Source organism: Methylobacterium sp. GC_Met_2 (assembly GCF_026540795.1).
Taxonomy (GTDB): Bacteria; Pseudomonadota; Alphaproteobacteria; order Rhizobiales; family Beijerinckiaceae; genus Methylobacterium.
In genome coordinates this window covers 1-16,123 of the sequence record NZ_JALNUM010000130.1, presented here as the reverse complement: position 1 = coordinate 16,123, position 16,123 = coordinate 1, and the positions used below count along the sequence as shown (strand labels likewise).

Below are 16,123 nucleotides of genomic sequence, written 5' to 3'. Positions count from 1 at the left end.
GAGGAGGGCGTGATCGGGCAGGACCTCCAGCTCAACGGAATGTCCGGATCCCTGAAGCTGGAGCGGACCGGCACCGCCGTCACGGCCCGGATCACGCTCCCGGGAACCAAGATCTCGCAGCCGGCGGAATCCTGCACGGTGCCGCTCGGCGCGGGCAGTCCCGTCACGCTGAGTCCCGAAGGCAAGCCCGAAGGGGTGCCGCGCTACGAGGCGGCCGGGGCGGAGTGCCCCTTGCGCCTCGACGTCACCGAGGGCGGCATCCTCGTCTCGACGCTGGGCTCCGGCCCGGTCTGCACCTTCTCGGCCGCGGATTGCGCCACGACCCCCACGGGCCTGTGGGGGCCGGCCCCTGCGACCCTGCTCCCGCGGGCCAGCGAGTTCGACACCGCCCGGGGCGCGGCCGACAAGGCGGTGCGCGACAATTACAAGCTGATGACCCAGCGGGCCCGGCGCGAGGACGTGCGGCCGATCGTGACCGAGCAGGCGGCCTTCTCGGCGGATCGGGAGCAGTTCTGCCGTAGCTACGCCCGCGAAGGCACGCACGGTTTCTGCCATCTCCGCTTTACCGAGAACCGGGCACTCGCCCTCGCGACCCGCCTCGGCGCCAATACCGCGGTACCCACAGCGACGGCGGCCCCGCGCAGCCGGCCCCGGCCCAAGCCGGCGGTGGAGGGCCTGAACCCCGATGCAGCCGGTGGCGGCGACAACGTTCCGGAATAACCGGCACTTGGGGTCGTTCAGGCCCGACCGGCTGTCATGGACAGCATGGCGGGATCGATGCCGTTGGCGCGCAGGGCACGCTCGTACTTGGCGTCGAGATCCGTGTTGAAGATTAGCTCGGGATCGGCTGGGCAGTTGAGCCAGCCATTGGCCATGATCTCGCTCTCGAGCTGGCCCGCCTGCCAGCCGGCATAGCCCAGAGCCAGCACGGCGCTGGCCGGGCCCTCGCCGCTCGCGATGGCGCGTAGAATCTCGACGGTCGCGGTCAGGCAGATGCCGTCGTCGATGATCAGCGTCGATTGCTGGATGTGGAAGTCGTCGGTGTGCAGCACGAAGCCGCGCCGGCCTTCCACCGGCCCGCCCATCAGAACGGGCATGTGCCCGACCCGCTCGCGCAGGCGAATCGCGTCCGCCTCGGGGGCCACGTCGAGCTGGACCAGCAGATCCGGCATGCTGATGTCGGTGGCCGCCTTGTTGACGATGATGCCCATCGCCCCGTCGGCGGAATGAGCGCAGACATAGATCACCGAGCGGGCGAAGCGCTCATCGGCCATGCCGGGCATCGCCACGAGGAACTGCCCGTCGAGAAAGTCCGGACCGGAGAGCGATGTCTGCCGCGGCGCCGGGTTTGCTGCGTTCGCGGTCGCTGAGCCGGACTCCCGCTGAGGAGCCGAAGGCGAAGGATCCGGTTTGCGATGCGGAGGAGACGCCATAACCTCATGCTACGCCGCGCCCTCTCATTGTCCAGCGGGCAAAAGAGACGCAGCAAGCTTCCACCCAGCTTGTATGAAGCCTCCGGGGGAGATCGTGCGTCCCGCGACGTGAACCGAAGCGGGCGGACAGACAGGGTCCCGCAGCGGCGAGCGTGGATCGCCGATTGAACCTTGGGCATCACGCACGCCAGGAGACCCGTTGCTCGACAGGTCCCACCGACCACGCTAGGTCAGGCGCGCAAACGCATATGCGCAGCAACGAGGGACCCGCGATGATCCAGGTCGGCGACCATCTGCCCCAGGCCACGTTCCGGGTGAGCGGCCCGGAGGGACCGATCGCCCGCACCACCGACGACGTGTTCAAAAGCCGCCGCGTGGTGGTGATCGGCGTCCCGGGCGCCTTCACCCCCAGCTGCCACCGCAATCACCTACCGGGCTTCGTCACCCACAAGGATGAGATCCTCGGCCGCGGCGTCGACGCCATCGCGGTCACGAGCGTCAACGACGTGTTCGTACTCGACGCCTGGGCGAAGGCGAGCGGCGCCGAGGGTCTGGAATTCCTGGCGGACGGCAACGCAGATTTCGCCAAGGCGATCGGCTTGGAGATGGACGGCACGGGCTTCGGCCTCGGCATCCGCTCGAAGCGCTACTCCATGCTGGTCGAGGATGGGGTCGTGAAGATCCTGAACGTCGAGGAGACGCCTTCGAAGGCCGAGGCCTCGGGGGCCGAGGCGCTGCTGAAGGTGCTCTGAGCGAGGCTTCGGGCACGCAAGAGGCGCGGCCCCTTGGGGTCTATCGGGGGGCGGTCCGCTTCTGGTCTGGCCGGCGGACCCTCATCGTATCTGCTTCACATGTGCGCGAGGTCGATGGCGTCGAGCCCGTCGTGGTGCAGCAGCAGCACCCCGGTTGCCGCCGCAAGCCGGCGGGCCGCCGGCGTGAAGCCGGCATTCGACACGACGGCGGCGCGGTCGCCCGCCCAGTAGCGTTGGGCCGCCGCCGCCTCCTGCACGGCGGCATTGCCAACGGGCTTGGCCAGGCGCTTGCACTGGATGACGAGGCGCAGGCCGTTGCGAACCGCCACGATATCGGCGCCCTGATCGCCGCTCGCCGGGGTCCGGTGCGCCCGCCATCCTGCCCGGACGAGGCGCTCGGCGCAGTAGCGCTCGTAGTCGAGCCCGTCCGCCGGTGCGTCCTCTTCCTCGGGCAGATCGATGGACGCCGCCTCGGCCTCGACGATCGCCAGCATCCGATCCCGCTCCGTCAGGGCGAGCTCGGCGTAACGCGGGCCGATCTGGGGCAGTACCGTGCGGTCGAGGAAGTAGTCGCGCTCGCGCAGCCAGCCGTCCTCGATCCAGTTGCCGTAGGCGTCGCGAAAGCTTTCCTGCCGCCTCCGCAGAGCCAGCGTCTCGCCATGGGCCCGGGCGATGCGGCGCACCTGGGCTCGGAACCGGCGCGGCCGGCCGAGATGGCGCAGCCACACGCCCAACAGCGCGAGCCCCGTAGCCGCTAGAGCGGGCGGACCGTACCAGAGCGCGAACGGGCCGCCGATCACGGCCGTCCAGAACAGGCGCGCGACGGGATTGGGCTTGCCTTGCATCGGGTCTCAAGGGGCGCGGACGGGTCTTGTGACCCTCGCAAGCGCCCCTTGCCCGATGCCTAACCGCGGCTGAAAACCTGTGGACGCGGACGCGGCCTCAATTCTTCCGGCGCTGGTGGCCGAGGCCCATGCTCTTGGCGAGGCTCGACCGGGCCGCGGCATAATTCGGCGCGACCATCGGATAATCGGCCGGCAGGCCCCATTTCTGGCGGTAATCGTCCGGGGTGAGATTATAGTGCGTGCGCAGGTGGCGCTTGAGGGATTTGAATTTCTTCCCGTCCTCCAGGCAGACGATGAAGTCGGGTTGGACCGAGCGCCGGACCGAGACGGCGGGCCGCAGATCCTCGGCCGGCGCGGAGGTGGGCTGGCTAAGCTCGTGCAGGACCGCGTGAACCTTGACGATCAGCGCCGGCAGTTCCGGTGGGGTGACCGGGTTGTTGCTTACGAAGGCCGACACGATGTCGACCGAGAGCGTGAGGAAGTCCGGCTGCCCTTCGACCGTGGAATCCATTCCTTGAAACCTCATGGCGATCCCGGGCTCTGCCCGTCACGCGGCAGGATGATCGGAATCTGTTTCCGGGCCACCCGATACAGGCAGATGTGGCGTAGTTACTATTGTGATGTGAATTTCATGGCAAGAACAAATTACAGATGGCCATAGCTGGCGTCTTGGCGAGGACAAAGGGCGCCGGATATTTGATCTGAAGGGTATCTGCAAGCCCTCCGGGCAGCGGCTGATCGCACTGTGACAGGGCCGGAACCGCAGGACGTTGCCCGCGCGGCCAACCGCGCCATGTGATAACACGATAGGGTCGGAGCCTGGGCTTTCCGGATCGCGCCCGATCCCGACGTGAGCGAGGGACACCCCATGCACGCCGGTACGACTGGCCCGCGGGATCGGATTCCGTGACGGCGGCCCCGTGAGCACCTACCGGTTCGACAAGCTGCTGGCGCCCCACGCGATCGCCCTGGTCGGCGCCGTGGCGCGCGCGGGCTCGGTGGCGCGCAGCGTGCTGGACGGCCTGCGGGCGTCCGGCTTCCCCGGCGCGATCCTGCCGGTGCAGCCCGATCACGACTTCGTGGACGGCCTGCCCTGCGTCCCGCAGATCGCGGATCTGCCCACCGTCCCGGACCTCGTCCTGATCGCCGTGCCGCCGCCGCGAGTGCCCGAGGTCGTCGCGCAGGCAGCGGCTTCCGGCGCCGGGGCCGCCGTGATCCTGACGGCCCGGCTCGGTTCCGGCCCAGACGATCCGGGACCGACCGCGCACCGGATCGCCCGCGCGCACGGCCTGCGCCTGCTCGGACCGGACAGCGCCGGCCTCGCCGTGCCGGGCGCCAAGCTCAATGCCAGCCTGTTCGCCCACGCCCCCGCCCCGGGCGACCTCGCCCTCGTCTCGCAATCCGGCACGGTCGCGGCCGCGATCGTCGAGTGGGGCGCCCGCCACGGGACGGGCTTCTCGGCGGTGCTGTCGCTCGGCAGCGTGCTCGACATCGGCGTGGCCGATTGTCTCGATCATTTCGCCGCCGATTACCGCACCCGCGCGATCCTGCTCTGCCTCGACCGGGTCGCGGATGCCCGCCGGTTCATGTCGGCCGCCCGCGCGGCCGCCCGCGCCAAGCCCGTCGTGGTCCTGCGCGCCGGGCGGCACAGGCCCGACACCCGCGCACCCGAGACCCATACCGGAGCGCTGGCCCGGCCGGACGCCGTCTACACCGCGGCCTTCCGGCGGGCCGGTCTGTTGGCGGTACAGGACCTCGACGAGATGTTCTCGGCCGTCGAGACCCTGGGGCGCCAGCGCCCGTTCCCCGGCGACCGGCTCGCCATCCTGTCGAATGGCCGCGGCATCGGCTTGCTGGCCGCCGACAGGCTGATCGAGCGCGCGGGCACCATGGCCGAAGCCGCGGAGGCGGAGGGGCGTCCGGCTGGCAATCCCCTCGACCTCGGCATCGACGCGGCGGGTCCGGCCTTCGCGGCCGCCCTGGAGCCGATCCTCACGGATCGCGTCAGCGACGCCGTGCTGGCGATCCACGTCCCTACCGTGCGCTCGGACGCGGGCGCGGTGGCCAACGCGATCGCCGACACGGTCAAACGCGTCCGCGCCGGCCAGACGCGCAAGAAGCCGCTCTTCGCTGTCTCCCTGGGCGATGCGGAGGCGGCGCGAGAGGCGTTTGCGCGCGCTGGGCTCCCGCATTTCTCGACGGATTCCGAGGCGATCGAAGGCTTCCTGCACCTCGTTCGCTACCGCGAGGCGCAGGACGACCTGATGCGCACGCCGGACTCGCTGCCGCGCGACTTCTCTCCCGATACGGCCCGGGCCCGCTCGATCATCGCGGGCGCCCTGCGCCACGGGGCGGCGTGGCTCGATCCGATCGCGGTGAACGGCCTGCTCGAAGCCTACGGGATCCCGATCGTGCCGATCACGCTCGCCCCCGACAAGGACGCGGCGGCGGCGGCGGCTTGGCAGATCATCGCGGCCGGCGGCACGGTGGCGCTCAAGGTCGTCTCCCCCGACATCGTGCACAAATCCGACATCGGCGGGGTCCACCTCGATCTCACCAGCGAGGCCGATGTCCGCGAAGCGGCGCGCAGTATCCTGATAAGGGCCCGGCGCGAGCGTCCGGATGCGCGCGTCACCGGCTTCGCGGTGCAGCCCATGGTGCGCCGGGGCCAGCGCCGGGAGCTGATCGCTGGCCTCGCCGAGGATCCCGTGTTCGGCCCCGTGGTGGTGTTCGGGCGCGGCGGCACGGCCGTGGAGGTGATCGACGACCGGGCGCTCGGCTTGCCGCCGCTCGACCTGATCCTCGCCCGCGACCTGATCGGCCGCACCCGGGTCGCCCGCCGCCTCGAGGCCTATCGCGACGTGCCGGCGGCCGACATCCCGGCGATCGCGCTGACCTTGGTCAAGCTGTCCCAGCTCGCCGCCGACCTGCCGCAGGTCCGCGAACTCGACATCAACCCCTTGCTCGCCGACGAGACCGGCGTGCTCGCCCTCGACGCACGGGTGCGGATCGGGCGCTCGGAGCGGAGCGGGCACGGGCGGGGCCATCCACGCTTCGCGATCCGGCCCTATCCGGCGCAATGGGTGCGGACCCTCAACCTGAAGGACCGCACCATCCGCGTGCGGCCCGTGCGCCCGGAGGACGAGGGCCTGTTTCTCAGCTTCTTCCAGGGACTCGACCCGGAGGATCTGCGCCTGCGCTTCTTCGGACCCGTGCGCGCCTTCAGCCACGCCTTCCTGGCCCGCCTGACGCAGCTCGACTACGCCCGCGCCATCGCGTTCGTGGCCACCGAGGTGGACGCGCAAGGGGGCGAGCGCATGCTCGGCGCGGTGCGCCTGCATGCCGACGCCAACCACGAGAGCGGCGAATACGCCATCGCGGTGGGGCGCGATGCCCGGGGCACGGGGCTCGCCTTCGCGCTGATGCGCCTGATGATCGACTGGGCGCGCTTCGAAGGGATCGGCCGGGTCGAGGGCTCGGTGCTGGCCGAGAACCGCCCGATGCTGGCGGTCTGCCGCCGCCTCGGCTTCACGCAGGGGCGCGATCCGGAGGATCCGGGCTTGGTGAAGGTGCAGTTGCCGCTGGCAGCCGGGTCACCGGCCGGGGGTTAGGCCGGCGCGCCGTCGTCGCGCGTGTCGCGTCGTCGGGTCCGGTTGGAATCGCGGCTTGCCGGCCGGCCAGGCGTGGGGATCGATCCGGTCGCGCACGGTAAGAAGGAAGCGCAGGAACGCGTCCGGGTCGTCCCAGACGCTCCGCATCGTGTCGCTTTTTGTCTCCCGCCAGATCGCCTGCGCCTCGGCGAAGGTCACGGTGCCGTCGGTCAGTTCGGCGATGAACGCAGCGACGAGCCGATGCTCCGCCTTCGGCAGCCTCGCGAGGGCGGCTTCGAGGATCGCCCGGTTGCCATCCCCGACCTGCCCCATGGCCGGCCCGAGGCCGGCATCCGCAAAATAGGCCGCCAGTGAAGGGCGTTGCCGAAGCGGATGAAGGCCGCCCGCGCCGTCGCGGCCGGCGGGCCGAAGATGGGCTCTTTGATACGCGCCGGCGGGCGCGGTCGCCGGGCCATCTCACCCCTCCATGGACCGCTTGAACGCCTCGGCGAAATCCGGATGCCAGCGCGAGAGTGCCGGCCGGTTCTCGATGATGTCGCCCGCCGCCCAGGCGATCCGCTTCGCGTCCTGCGCCCGGGTGGTCTCGTTGTCGGGGCAGAGGATGTAGAAATCGCCCGCCGCCAGCCGCTCCAGCAGGAACGCCACGGTCTCCTCCGGCGTCCAGGCGCCGGCCGGCTTCTCGGCGACGCCGCGGGCCTTGGTCAGCCCCGTATAGACGAAGCCCGGGATCAGCAGGTGGGCGGTGGTCCGGCAGCCCTCGCGGTTGCGCAGCTCGTGGGCGAGCGCCTCGGTGACCGCCTTCACCCCGGCCTTCGAGACGTTGTAGGGCGCGTTGCCGGGCGGTGTGGTGATCCCCTGCTTCGAGCCGGTCACGATGACGGCCCCGGGCTTGCCGCCCTCGATCATGCCGGGCGCGAAGGCGTGGATGCCGTTGACCACGCCCCAGAGGTTGGTGCCCAGGATCCGCGTCCAGGTGTCGGCATCGGAGAACAGCATGCCGCCGGCCTCGATCCCGGCATTCAGCATGACGAGGGCGGGCGGCCCGCCCCGCGCGACGGTGGCCGCCAAGGCCTCCACCGCCGCCCGGTCGGAGACGTCGGTCGGCACCGCGCGGACCTCAACGGCGGCGAGTTCAGCCACCGCTGCGCGGGCGGCGTCGAGCGCCGGCCCCGGCAGGTCGGCGAGCCAGACATTCATGCCCGCCCGCGCGAAGGCCTGCGCGGCGGCGAGCCCGATGCCGCTCGCGGCCCCGGTGACGACGGCGCTGCGGCCGGGGCTGATGGCAGGGTGCTGGCTCATGGGGAGTCCTCGGCTGGATGGCGCTCTTCAGATGGGGCGAGCCCGGATGAAGGCGAGTTGATGCACCGGATCGGACGGAGGCCCGCCCGCAGACTCAGCGGATCGTAACCGGATCCGCCGCATGCTCTGATGGCGGTGATCCCACCGAACCCGAGGATGCGGCATGCCGATCGTTCCGAGCCGCCGGTCCCTCATCGCCGGGATGGCCTGCGCGGGGCTCGCCCCGGCGGCACGCGGCGCTGTACCGACCGGGTTCGGGCCGCTCGGCCGCCCGTCGTGGTCGAGCGACAGCCTCCAGGCTGCCGCCGCCGCCAAGGGCCTGCTCTACGGCTGCGAGGTGCCGTTCCATCGCTTTGATTCCACGCCGGCCTACCGGCAGGCGGTGGCGCGGGAATGCGGGATCCTGGTCTGCGGCACCGAGATGAAGATGGAGGAGGTGCTGCCCGCTCCGGGCAAGACCGACTTCGCCCGGGGCGACGCGATCCTGCGCTTTGCCCGCGCGAACGGTCAGGCGATGCGCGGCCATACGCTTGTCTGGCACGCGGCGCTCCCGCCCTGGGTCGGCCCGTTGCTCGGGCGGGCCAGTGCCGCCCAGGGCGAGGATTTCATGCGGCGTTGGATCGAGACCGTGGCGGGCCGTTACCGCGGGCAGATCGTCGCCTGGGACGTGGTCAACGAGATTTTTGGCAACGAGGCTGATCCCGATCGCGGCGGGGGGCTGCGCGACTCGCCCTGGCTCGCCTCGATCGGGCCCGCTTACGTCGACCTCGCCTTCCGGATCCTGCACGAGACCGATCCGGCGGCCGCCGGCACGTGGAACGAGGACGCGGTCGAGCAGGGCGCACCCTGGATGGAGGCCAAGCGCACCAAGGTCCTGCGCCGGCTGGAGGCGATGCGCCGCCGTGGCGTGCCGATCCGGCGCTTCGGGCTGCAATCGCACCTCACCAGCACGATCCCCATCGACCAGGGTCAGCTGCGGCGCTTCCTGCGCGAGATCGGCCAGATGGGCCTCGGCATCGCGATCACCGAACTCGACATCGACGACCGGGCCTTCCCGTCCGACGTGCCCACCCGCGACCGGATGGTAGCCGACTACGCAAGGCGCTACCTCGACGTGGTTCTGGACGAGCCGGCCCTGCTCGATGTCGTCACCTGGGACATCTACGACCCAGACACGTGGTTGAACGATCATCCCTACCGCAAGCGGCCGGACGGCCTGCCCCAGCGCGCCCTGCCGCTGGATTCGCAGTTCCGGCGCAAGCCCCTCTGGTATGCGATGAAGGCCGCGTTCGCCGAGGCACCGGACCACAGCGCCACGCGGGACCGGCTCAGGCGGGCGTGACCCCGGCCTGACGTCCCCCCTCGGCAAGGATCGGCTGGGGCGGCCGGTCAGCCAGCAGCCGTCGGCGCAGGCGGGCGCAGGGGCGCTCGACCAGCGTGTACATCCCCCAGCACCAGAGCAGCGTCGGCGGGAACGCCGCGAGCATCAGCGCGACGCCGTGCAGGCCGGGCCGCAGGTGCAGCACCAGCGCGACCACGGCCATGTGGGCGAGATAGAAGCCGTACGACCACAGGCCGAGTTGCCGCATCGGCCGGCTGGCGAGCAGCCGCACCACGGGTCCTTGCCCGTGCAGCAGATAGGCGAAGGGCGCGAACAGGGCTGCGCTCTGGAGCGTATAGCGCAAGGTCTCGCGGAAGGCGGGCTCCCGCACCGCCAGCGTACCGAGGATTGCGGCGAAGCTCAGCGCCACGTGCCACGCCCTCGGCCGCCAGGCGCGATCGGCCGGGATCACCGGGTTGTTCCACAGGCCGAGGCAGCAGCCGAACAGGATCGCGTCGATGCGGGTGTGGGTCCAGGAATAGTTCAGGCTGTAATCGGAAAGCCGCCAGACGTTGAGGCATCGGATCGCCAGCACCGCGGCGCAGATCCCCAGGCAGGCGAGCGCGGCCCGGCGCGGGTTCAGCCGCCCGAGCCACAGGATGTAAGCCAGGGGGAAGACGAGGTAAAAATGCTCCTCGATGGCGAGGCTCCAGAGCGGCACGGGCAGCACCGCCTCGGTGCCGAACAGGCCGGGATAGTTCGTCAGGAACGCCGCCTGGCCCAGGATTGCTGCCGGCTCGACTGGCATCCAGTCGAGCAGCCCCAGCGCGTAGAGCCCGCCCGCGGCGAGCAGGGTCAGGTACATCGGCGGCAGGATGCGCAAGGATCGCCGCAGGTAGAAGGCCGGGAGGGAGACCGCGCCGGTCCGCGCCTGCTCGATCCGCAGCAGGGTGGTGATCAGGTAGCCGCTCAGGAAGAAGAAGACCGTGACCCCGAACCCGCCGGGGACCACGTGGCTGTAGCCGCAATGGGCCGCGAACACGATCAGGATGGCGAGCGCCCGCACCCCGTCGAGCTGTGGCAGGTAGGGCATCGCTGCGGGGATCTGCGTCCCGAATTCCGGCATGACGGGGCGGCTCTTCCTTCCCGACAGGGATAATTCTGAGCTGAGCAAGGTGCGGTATTTTCTGTCGCGCCGACATCCGTAGACGCCGCGGTGCTTGGAAAGACGTCTCAGAATGGTGAATTTGCTCTTGGGGCTGCTGTTTGGACGGGAGGGGATTGGTAACCACGCCACTCCATGATGCCGCCGGTCCGCGCCGAATTGGGCGCCGTCGGGAGTGTTGCGTATGGGCTTGGTCCGTTCCCGCCGTCATGCCCGCCCGGGGGCCGCGCTCGGAGCCGGCTTGTCACTGCTGACGCTGCTCGGCGCTGCTGTCGATGCGCGGGCGCAGGGCATTCCGGCGGCCGCCGCACCGGCAAGCCCGATCCCGGCCCCCGTTCCGCCACCCGCCATCCCGGCCTCCACACCCACGGTCGCGCCAGAGGGCGCGGCCGCGAAGGGGCTGGAGATCAGGGCTCCGGAGACCAAGGCCGCGGAGGCGAAGGGCGCCGAGCCCAAGCCCAACGCGTCCGGATCCGGCGAATCCAAACCCGTCGAGGCTGCGGCGCCGGACACAAAGCTGGTTCCAGGCAAGCCGCAGGAGGCCGCCAAGCGGTCGCGCGAGCCGGCCCCCCTGGTCTATGCCAAGGTCTCCGCCGACCCGAGCCCGACGCTGACGGCGCGGACCTTCCTTGATACGCTTCGGGCCGCCGAGCGCTACGCGGCCTTCGCGGAGGCCGGCGGCTGGGAGCGGATGCCCGAGGATCTCGTGCGTCTGAAGCCCGGCGAGCGCAGCCCGGCAATCCCGGCTTTGCGCCACCACCTGACGCTGACCGGCGACCTGCCGGCGGACGCGCCCCCGAGCGACCGCCTCGACCCGCCGCTCGTCGCGGCGATTGCGGCCTTCCAGGGCCGGCACGGGCTGCCCGACAGCGGCATCCTGGGCCGGCTCACCATCAACGCGCTCAACGTGCCGGCGACCGTGCGCCAGAAGCAGCTCGCGGCGTCGGCGGCCCGGCTGATGGGATCGAAATTCCCGTTCGGCGAGCGCTACGTCGTGGTCAACATCCCCTCGGCCGCCGTCGAGGCGGTGGAAAACGGCACGGTCGTGCGCCGCTACGTCGCCGTCGTCGGCTCGCCCGACAAGGCGACGCCCCCGATCGAGACCCGGATCACCGACATCAACTTCAACCCGACCTGGACGGTGCCGGCTTCGGTGGTGAAGAACGAGATCATCCCGCAGATGCGGAAGAATCCCGGCTATCTCGCCAAGAACCATATCCGCATCCTCGGGCCGGCCGGCGATGTCGACCCCACCCGGATCGACTGGGCGGGCGAGAAGGCGGTCAACTACACGCTGCGCCAGGATTCCGGCTTCGACAATTCGCTCGGCCAAGTGCGGATCGACATGCCGAACCGCTTTGCCGTCTACATGCATGATACGCCGGCGAAATCCCTGTTCGCTGCGAGCGTGCGCTTCCACAGCCATGGATGCGTCCGGGTCGGTCAGGTGAAGGAACTGGTCGGCTGGCTGCTGCAGGGCACGGACGGGCCGAACGGGCCGGGCAGCACCTGGGGGCCGATCGAGATCGAGACGGGCATCGCCGATGGTGAGCGTCGCGACATCAAGCTGCCGAAGCCGGTGCCGGTATCGTTCGTGTACCTGACGGGCTACGCCACCCCGGACGGAAAGGCGCACTTTCGCGACGACATCTACAAGCTCGACACGCCGGCTCCGGAGCCCGCCGCCACGGGGGCGATTCCGCCGGCCAATGCCGTAGCTGCACCGCCCGCGGTGAAGCCCGCGGTCGCCAGTCCCCCGGCCCGGAAAGCCGCCGTGCCCGCCCTCGCGAAGGCGCCTCCTGTGGGCGAACTTCAGCCGATCAAGAAGGTGGAGCGTCGGCAGCCGGAATCTGCGGCCCGCGTGAACTGATCCCGGTTCGGCCGGCGCGGCGTTTTCACCGCGCACGGGGCGGCCGAAGGCTTGCATCGCGGCGTCGCGGGCGGCATCCGCTTGCCCGTCATCCCGGAGCCGCCATGGCCTTTGCCTGCACCATCCCTGCGACGCCCACTGTCCAGCAGGACGATCCCACCGTGCGGATCACCCGCTGGGACTTCCCGCCGGGTGCGGTGACCGGCTGGCACGAGCACGGCTGGCCGTATTTCGTGGTGATGCTGGTGGACGGGATCCTGCGCGTTCACGACGGCGCCGCGGTCAGCGAGACGGCGCTCGCGGCCGGCCAGTCCTACATGCGCCCGGCCGGCATCCGGCACGATGTCATGAATGGATCCGAGCACCCGATCGCGTTCATCGAGATCGAGGTGAAGCGCCCGGACGCCCTGGTCACGCTGCCGGCGGCCTGAACGCAGACGGGCCGACCTCGCGGCCGGCCCTCCCCAAGAAGTCTCGAAAAAAAATCAGCGCTGGACGACGACCTTCGTGCCGACCTTGGCGTGGGTATAGAGGTCGGTCACGTCGTCGTTGGTCATGCGGATGCAGCCCGAGGAGACGGCGGTGCCGATGGTCTCCGGCTCGTTCGAGCCGTGGATTCGGTAGATCGAGCCGCCGAGATACATGGCGCGGGCGCCCAGCGGGTTCTCGAGTCCACCCTTCATGTAGCGCGGCAGATCGGGCCGGCGCTTCAGCATGGTCGACGGCGGACGCCAATCCGGCCATTCGCGCTTCATCGTGATGGTCTGCACGCCGCCCCAGGTGAAGCCCGGACGGCCGACGCCGACGCCGTAGCGCAGGGCCTGACCGCCGCCCAGCACGTAGTAGAGCCGCCGCTCGGCGGTGGAGACCACGATCGTGCCGGCGCCATACGGGCCGTTATACGCCACGGTTTCCCGTGGGATCGCAGACATCTGCGGGACCGCCGCGTCGGCGCTCAGCGGGTCGGCGGGGTTGAGGGAGGCGTTGGCCACCGGCACCGCGACGGTCTCGACGGCCTGCGGGCGGACGCGCACGGAGAGCGCGTCGTTCAGCGGCTGGCGGGTCAGCGGGTCGATCTCATAGGACAAGGCTGGGGCGGCGCAGGCGGCCGCGCCCAGAAGCCCGATCAGGGCGGGAACAATACGACGCATCAAAGCCTCTCGGGGCAGGCGCGGACTCTGGTGGGAACGCGGCGAATACCGCGGCACGATGCCGTGCCGGTCGTCGCCAAGGGGTAAACGCTCGCGCCCTAAAGCCAAGTCTGAAACCCACTCCTTAGGCTGGTTCCGATCACCCGTGACTCGATGGCAACACTGTGGCAGCTTGGCTGTCTCGCCCTGGATGACGGACGCTGCGTGCTGCTTCAGGCCTCGTCGGCGGCGAGCCAGATCGCGGGCTCCCGCGGCACCGGCCGGACCGGGGCATGGTGCGCACCGTGGATTGTCCCATGGGGCGCGGGCAGGCCTCGGATCTGGGCGAGCTCGGCGAGTTCCGGCGCCTGCGCGGTGTCGTCGGCATTGAGGAACAGGCCGCGAGCCCGGGCGAGACGGCCGAGATCCGCCCGGCTGGTCCAGACACTTTGGGCCGGGCTGGTCAACAGAGCCAGGACTAGCGGCGCCAGCCACAGGGCGAGCCACGGGTTGCCGACGAAAACCAGCGCGGCGGCGATCAGCGTGCCGACCACCACGGCGTCGGCTTGGAGCCGGAACGCCTCACCCCAGGAGACCTGCCGGTCGTCGCGATCCTGCGTATCCCAGCGCACCACCCGGCCGAAGAAGGTTGCCACCACGGCGCCCGCGGTGAACAGGGTCAGGACCGGCCAGAGGACGACCCAGGCGGCTTGTTCCAGGGCGGCGCTCACGAGCAGCGACCGGGTGCCCCCGAAAGCAGCCCGGCGCTCGGGGGACGCGAGGACGTGGCCGAGGCTCAGGAGCTTCGGCAGGGCCAGCACGGTGACGCTGAGGGCGGCGAGCGCGTGGGCGGCGGCCCCCGTCCCGGTCAGCCCGTAGGCCAGGAGGCCGAGATCGCCGGTCCGGGCCGCCTGCCAGGCGGCGAGCCCGAGGAAGGCGATCCACAGGGGCAGCATCCCGTAGGAGAGGATCCCGACCAGGAAGTGCCAGCGGCTGGCGGCGTGCAGCCCCGCCCAGGGCAGCACCCGCAGGTGCTGGAGATTGCCCTGGCACCAGCGGCGCTCGCGGCCGAGCAGATCGACGAGGTTGGTGGGCATCTCCTCCCAAGTTCCTCCCATCTCGGGCAGCAGCCGCACTTCCCAGCCGGCGCGCACCATCAGCGCACCCTCGACGATATCGTGGCACAGGATCTCGCCGCCGAGCGGCTCCCGACCGGGCAGCCGGGGAAGCTGAGCGTGCTCCGCGAAGGCCTCGATCCGCAGAATCGCGTTGTGGCCCCAGTAGCTGCCCTCCGGCCCCTGCCAAGTCTCCAGGCAGCGGAGCGCCAGCGGCGCGTAGAGGCGAACGGCGAATTGCTGAATGCGGGCGAACAGCGTGTCCCGGCCCGCCGCGTACGACACGGTCTGGATCAGGCCGGTGCGGGGGCTCTCGTGCATCAGCCGCACGAGGCGGCCCATGGCGGCGCCGGTCATGAGGCTGTCGGCGTCGAGGACGATCATGTAGGCGTACTCGCCGCCATAGGTGCGGCAGAACTCGCCGATATTGCCGGCCTTGCGGCCGACATTCTCGGTCCGGCGCCGGTAGCGGATCCGCGGCAGGGCCGGGTCGCTGGATGCCCAGGCCTGCATCCGCGCGTATTCGTGCTCCTCCACGGCGGCAATGGTGCCGTCGCGGGTGTCGGAGAGCACGAAGATGTCGATATCCGCGGTTCCCGCCTCGGCGAGCGAGCGGGCCATCACCCGCAGGCGGGCGAAGACCGCCACGGCATCCTCCGCGTGGATCGCCATCACGGCGGCCGTGCGGCCCGCCTCCGCGGGTACGGCGTCCGCCAGCTCGACGGTCCGCGTCTCGGAACTGCGTTCCATCGCCGACTTCGCCCGGTCGCCCAGCAAGGTGGCGACGAGCCCGTAGGCGTATTGACAGGCCGTGAAGGCCTGCCATCCCATCAGGAGGCTGAACAGCCCGAGCACTGCCCAGGCCAGCGGGCTGACGCCGGCCGGATAGGCGAGCGCGGCGAGCCACGCGATACCGCCCGCCGTGACCAGGGTCGGGACAGCGAGGGCGAAGCGCCGGGTGCGCAGAGCCCGAGCTGGGCGCTTGCCGCTCCAGAGCTCGCGGGGAAGAACCGATTCCGACGGATCGGGCTTGGCCGGACACGCGTTCCGATGCGTCGGCTCGGTGGAGGCGGCGACCCCCGAGGATGTGGCGCGAGGAGGGATGGCGCGTGACGACATGGCGCGAGGAACTCGACCGTGGAAGGCTGCCGGCGACCCCGCCGCCTGAGGCCGGGAGCCGATGACCGTGGACACCGATATGCGGGGCAAGGACACGGAGCCGACCGGGCTGCATGGGCAGCCGGACGCCGAACGGATCGATCCCCCCTCCCGGCGCCGCGTTCTTCGAACTGTCCTGACCGCGGCTGCCGGCACAGTTCTACCTAGCGTAGCCGAGCTGAATGGGTCCAGAACGTGGGCCGGCCCGGCGCTTCCGTCGCAGGGCGTACGCTCGGGGGGGACACAGCCGGGCCGGATGACCTTCGAGGCGCTGTCCGAGGAGGCCGCGCGCCGGGCCGCTGCGCCCTACGCGGCGCCGCGCGGTGACCTGCCGGCCGCCCTCGCCGGACTCGATTACGACGGCTACCGGGCCATCACGTTCCGGGCCGCCGAAAGCCTGCGCCTCGGCCCGCTGTTCAGCGCG

15 protein-coding genes are annotated in these 16,123 nt (G+C 70.7%); 7 read left to right on the top strand and 8 right to left on the bottom strand.

Going from position 1 to position 16,123, the window contains the following annotated elements:
* On the top strand, positions 1 to 720 hold a 720-nt coding region (locus OXS49_RS28555), incomplete at its 5' end, for a hypothetical protein (protein WP_267428039.1).
* A 17-nt stretch (positions 721 to 737) separates the two neighbouring features.
* Here the strand turns inward: OXS49_RS28555 and OXS49_RS28550 are convergent.
* Positions 738 to 1,433, bottom strand: coding sequence for a YqgE/AlgH family protein (locus OXS49_RS28550; protein WP_267428038.1), 696 nt, complete (start codon positions 1,431 to 1,433; stop codon positions 738 to 740).
* A 272-nt stretch (positions 1,434 to 1,705) separates the two neighbouring features.
* On the opposite strand from OXS49_RS28550, the gene OXS49_RS28545 reads away from it, so the two are divergent.
* Positions 1,706 to 2,185, top strand: coding sequence for a peroxiredoxin (locus OXS49_RS28545; protein ID WP_244006063.1), 480 nt, complete (start codon positions 1,706 to 1,708; stop codon positions 2,183 to 2,185).
* A gap of 95 nt (positions 2,186 to 2,280) precedes the next feature.
* Here the strand turns inward: OXS49_RS28545 and OXS49_RS28540 are convergent, their stop codons facing one another.
* Together OXS49_RS28540 and OXS49_RS28535 are read right to left on the bottom strand one after the other, a co-directional pair.
* Positions 2,281 to 3,030, bottom strand: a complete 750-nt coding sequence (locus OXS49_RS28540) for a restriction endonuclease (RefSeq protein ID WP_244006065.1) — start codon at positions 3,028 to 3,030, stop codon at positions 2,281 to 2,283.
* Between the two features lie 97 nt (positions 3,031 to 3,127).
* Positions 3,128 to 3,541, bottom strand: a complete 414-nt coding sequence (locus tag OXS49_RS28535) for a MucR family transcriptional regulator (RefSeq protein ID WP_267428041.1) — start codon at positions 3,539 to 3,541, stop codon at positions 3,128 to 3,130.
* A gap of 409 nt (positions 3,542 to 3,950) precedes the next feature.
* Between OXS49_RS28535 and OXS49_RS28530 the strand changes: the two genes are divergently transcribed.
* Positions 3,951 to 6,641, top strand: coding sequence for a bifunctional acetate--CoA ligase family protein/GNAT family N-acetyltransferase (locus tag OXS49_RS28530; RefSeq protein WP_267428037.1), 2,691 nt, complete (start codon positions 3,951 to 3,953; stop codon positions 6,639 to 6,641).
* Here OXS49_RS28530 and OXS49_RS28525 read toward each other — a convergent pair.
* The gene (locus OXS49_RS28525; protein WP_267428036.1) at positions 6,624 to 6,953 is read right to left on the bottom strand and encodes a hypothetical protein; all 330 of its coding nucleotides are present in this window, start codon (positions 6,951 to 6,953) and stop codon (positions 6,624 to 6,626) included. The two genes, OXS49_RS28530 and OXS49_RS28525, sit on opposite strands and share 18 nt — an antisense overlap.
* Positions 6,954 to 7,097: 144 nt before the next feature.
* Positions 7,098 to 7,940, bottom strand: a complete 843-nt coding sequence (locus OXS49_RS28520; protein ID WP_267428035.1) for an SDR family NAD(P)-dependent oxidoreductase — start codon at positions 7,938 to 7,940, stop codon at positions 7,098 to 7,100.
* Between the two features lie 163 nt (positions 7,941 to 8,103).
* Here OXS49_RS28520 and OXS49_RS28515 point away from each other — a divergent pair, with 163 nt between their 5' ends.
* Positions 8,104 to 9,282, top strand: a complete 1,179-nt coding sequence (locus OXS49_RS28515; RefSeq protein ID WP_267428034.1) for an endo-1,4-beta-xylanase — start codon at positions 8,104 to 8,106, stop codon at positions 9,280 to 9,282.
* On the opposite strand, the gene OXS49_RS28510 is transcribed toward OXS49_RS28515, so the two are convergent.
* Positions 9,269 to 10,387, bottom strand: coding sequence for an acyltransferase (locus OXS49_RS28510; protein ID WP_244006076.1), 1,119 nt, complete (start codon positions 10,385 to 10,387; stop codon positions 9,269 to 9,271). The two genes, OXS49_RS28515 and OXS49_RS28510, sit on opposite strands and share 14 nt — an antisense overlap.
* A 223-nt stretch (positions 10,388 to 10,610) precedes the next feature.
* Between OXS49_RS28510 and OXS49_RS28505 the strand changes: the two genes are divergently transcribed.
* Positions 10,611 to 12,296, top strand: coding sequence for a L,D-transpeptidase family protein (locus OXS49_RS28505; RefSeq protein WP_267428032.1), 1,686 nt, complete (start codon positions 10,611 to 10,613; stop codon positions 12,294 to 12,296).
* A gap of 104 nt (positions 12,297 to 12,400) precedes the next feature.
* Positions 12,401 to 12,727 (top strand): cupin domain-containing protein, encoded by a 327-nt coding sequence (locus OXS49_RS28500; RefSeq protein WP_244006078.1) that lies wholly within the window; start codon positions 12,401 to 12,403, stop codon positions 12,725 to 12,727.
* Positions 12,728 to 12,781: 54 nt separating this feature from the next.
* On the opposite strand, the gene OXS49_RS28495 is transcribed toward OXS49_RS28500, so the two are convergent.
* Complete coding sequence (locus OXS49_RS28495) at positions 12,782 to 13,447, bottom strand: L,D-transpeptidase (RefSeq protein WP_243919124.1); 666 nt, start codon at positions 13,445 to 13,447, stop codon at positions 12,782 to 12,784.
* Between the two features lie 212 nt (positions 13,448 to 13,659).
* Positions 13,660 to 15,660 (bottom strand): glucans biosynthesis glucosyltransferase MdoH, encoded by a 2,001-nt coding sequence (gene mdoH / locus OXS49_RS28490; RefSeq protein WP_267428030.1) that lies wholly within the window; start codon positions 15,658 to 15,660, stop codon positions 13,660 to 13,662.
* 61 nt (positions 15,661 to 15,721) lie between these two features.
* On the opposite strand from mdoH, the gene OXS49_RS33725 reads away from it, so the two are divergent.
* On the top strand, positions 15,722 to 16,123 hold a 402-nt coding region (locus OXS49_RS33725), incomplete at its 3' end, for a glucan biosynthesis protein (RefSeq protein WP_346016977.1).

Bases quoted from the DNA above. Each gene is read 5' to 3' on its own strand.
- OXS49_RS28500 (WP_244006078.1), top strand. From the start codon at position 12,401: ATGGCCTTTGCCTGCACCATCCCTGCGACGCCCACTGTCCAGCAGGAC.
- OXS49_RS28535 (WP_267428041.1), bottom strand. From the start codon at position 3,541: ATGGATTCCACGGTCGAAGGGCAGCCGGACTTCCTCACGCTCTCGGTC.
- OXS49_RS28510 (WP_244006076.1), bottom strand. From the start codon at position 10,387: ATGCCGGAATTCGGGACGCAGATCCCCGCAGCGATGCCCTACCTGCCA.
- OXS49_RS28505 (WP_267428032.1), top strand. From the start codon at position 10,611: ATGGGCTTGGTCCGTTCCCGCCGTCATGCCCGCCCGGGGGCCGCGCTC.
- OXS49_RS28520 (WP_267428035.1), bottom strand. From the start codon at position 7,940: ATGAGCCAGCACCCTGCCATCAGCCCCGGCCGCAGCGCCGTCGTCACC.
- OXS49_RS28545 (WP_244006063.1), top strand. From the start codon at position 1,706: ATGATCCAGGTCGGCGACCATCTGCCCCAGGCCACGTTCCGGGTGAGC.
- OXS49_RS28540 (WP_244006065.1), bottom strand. From the start codon at position 3,030: ATGCAAGGCAAGCCCAATCCCGTCGCGCGCCTGTTCTGGACGGCCGTG.
- OXS49_RS28495 (WP_243919124.1), bottom strand. From the start codon at position 13,447: ATGCGTCGTATTGTTCCCGCCCTGATCGGGCTTCTGGGCGCGGCCGCC.
- OXS49_RS28515 (WP_267428034.1), top strand. From the start codon at position 8,104: ATGCCGATCGTTCCGAGCCGCCGGTCCCTCATCGCCGGGATGGCCTGC.
- mdoH (WP_267428030.1), bottom strand. From the start codon at position 15,660: ATGTCGTCACGCGCCATCCCTCCTCGCGCCACATCCTCGGGGGTCGCC.
- OXS49_RS28550 (WP_267428038.1), bottom strand. From the start codon at position 1,433: ATGGCGTCTCCTCCGCATCGCAAACCGGATCCTTCGCCTTCGGCTCCT.
- OXS49_RS28525 (WP_267428036.1), bottom strand. From the start codon at position 6,953: ATGGGGCAGGTCGGGGATGGCAACCGGGCGATCCTCGAAGCCGCCCTC.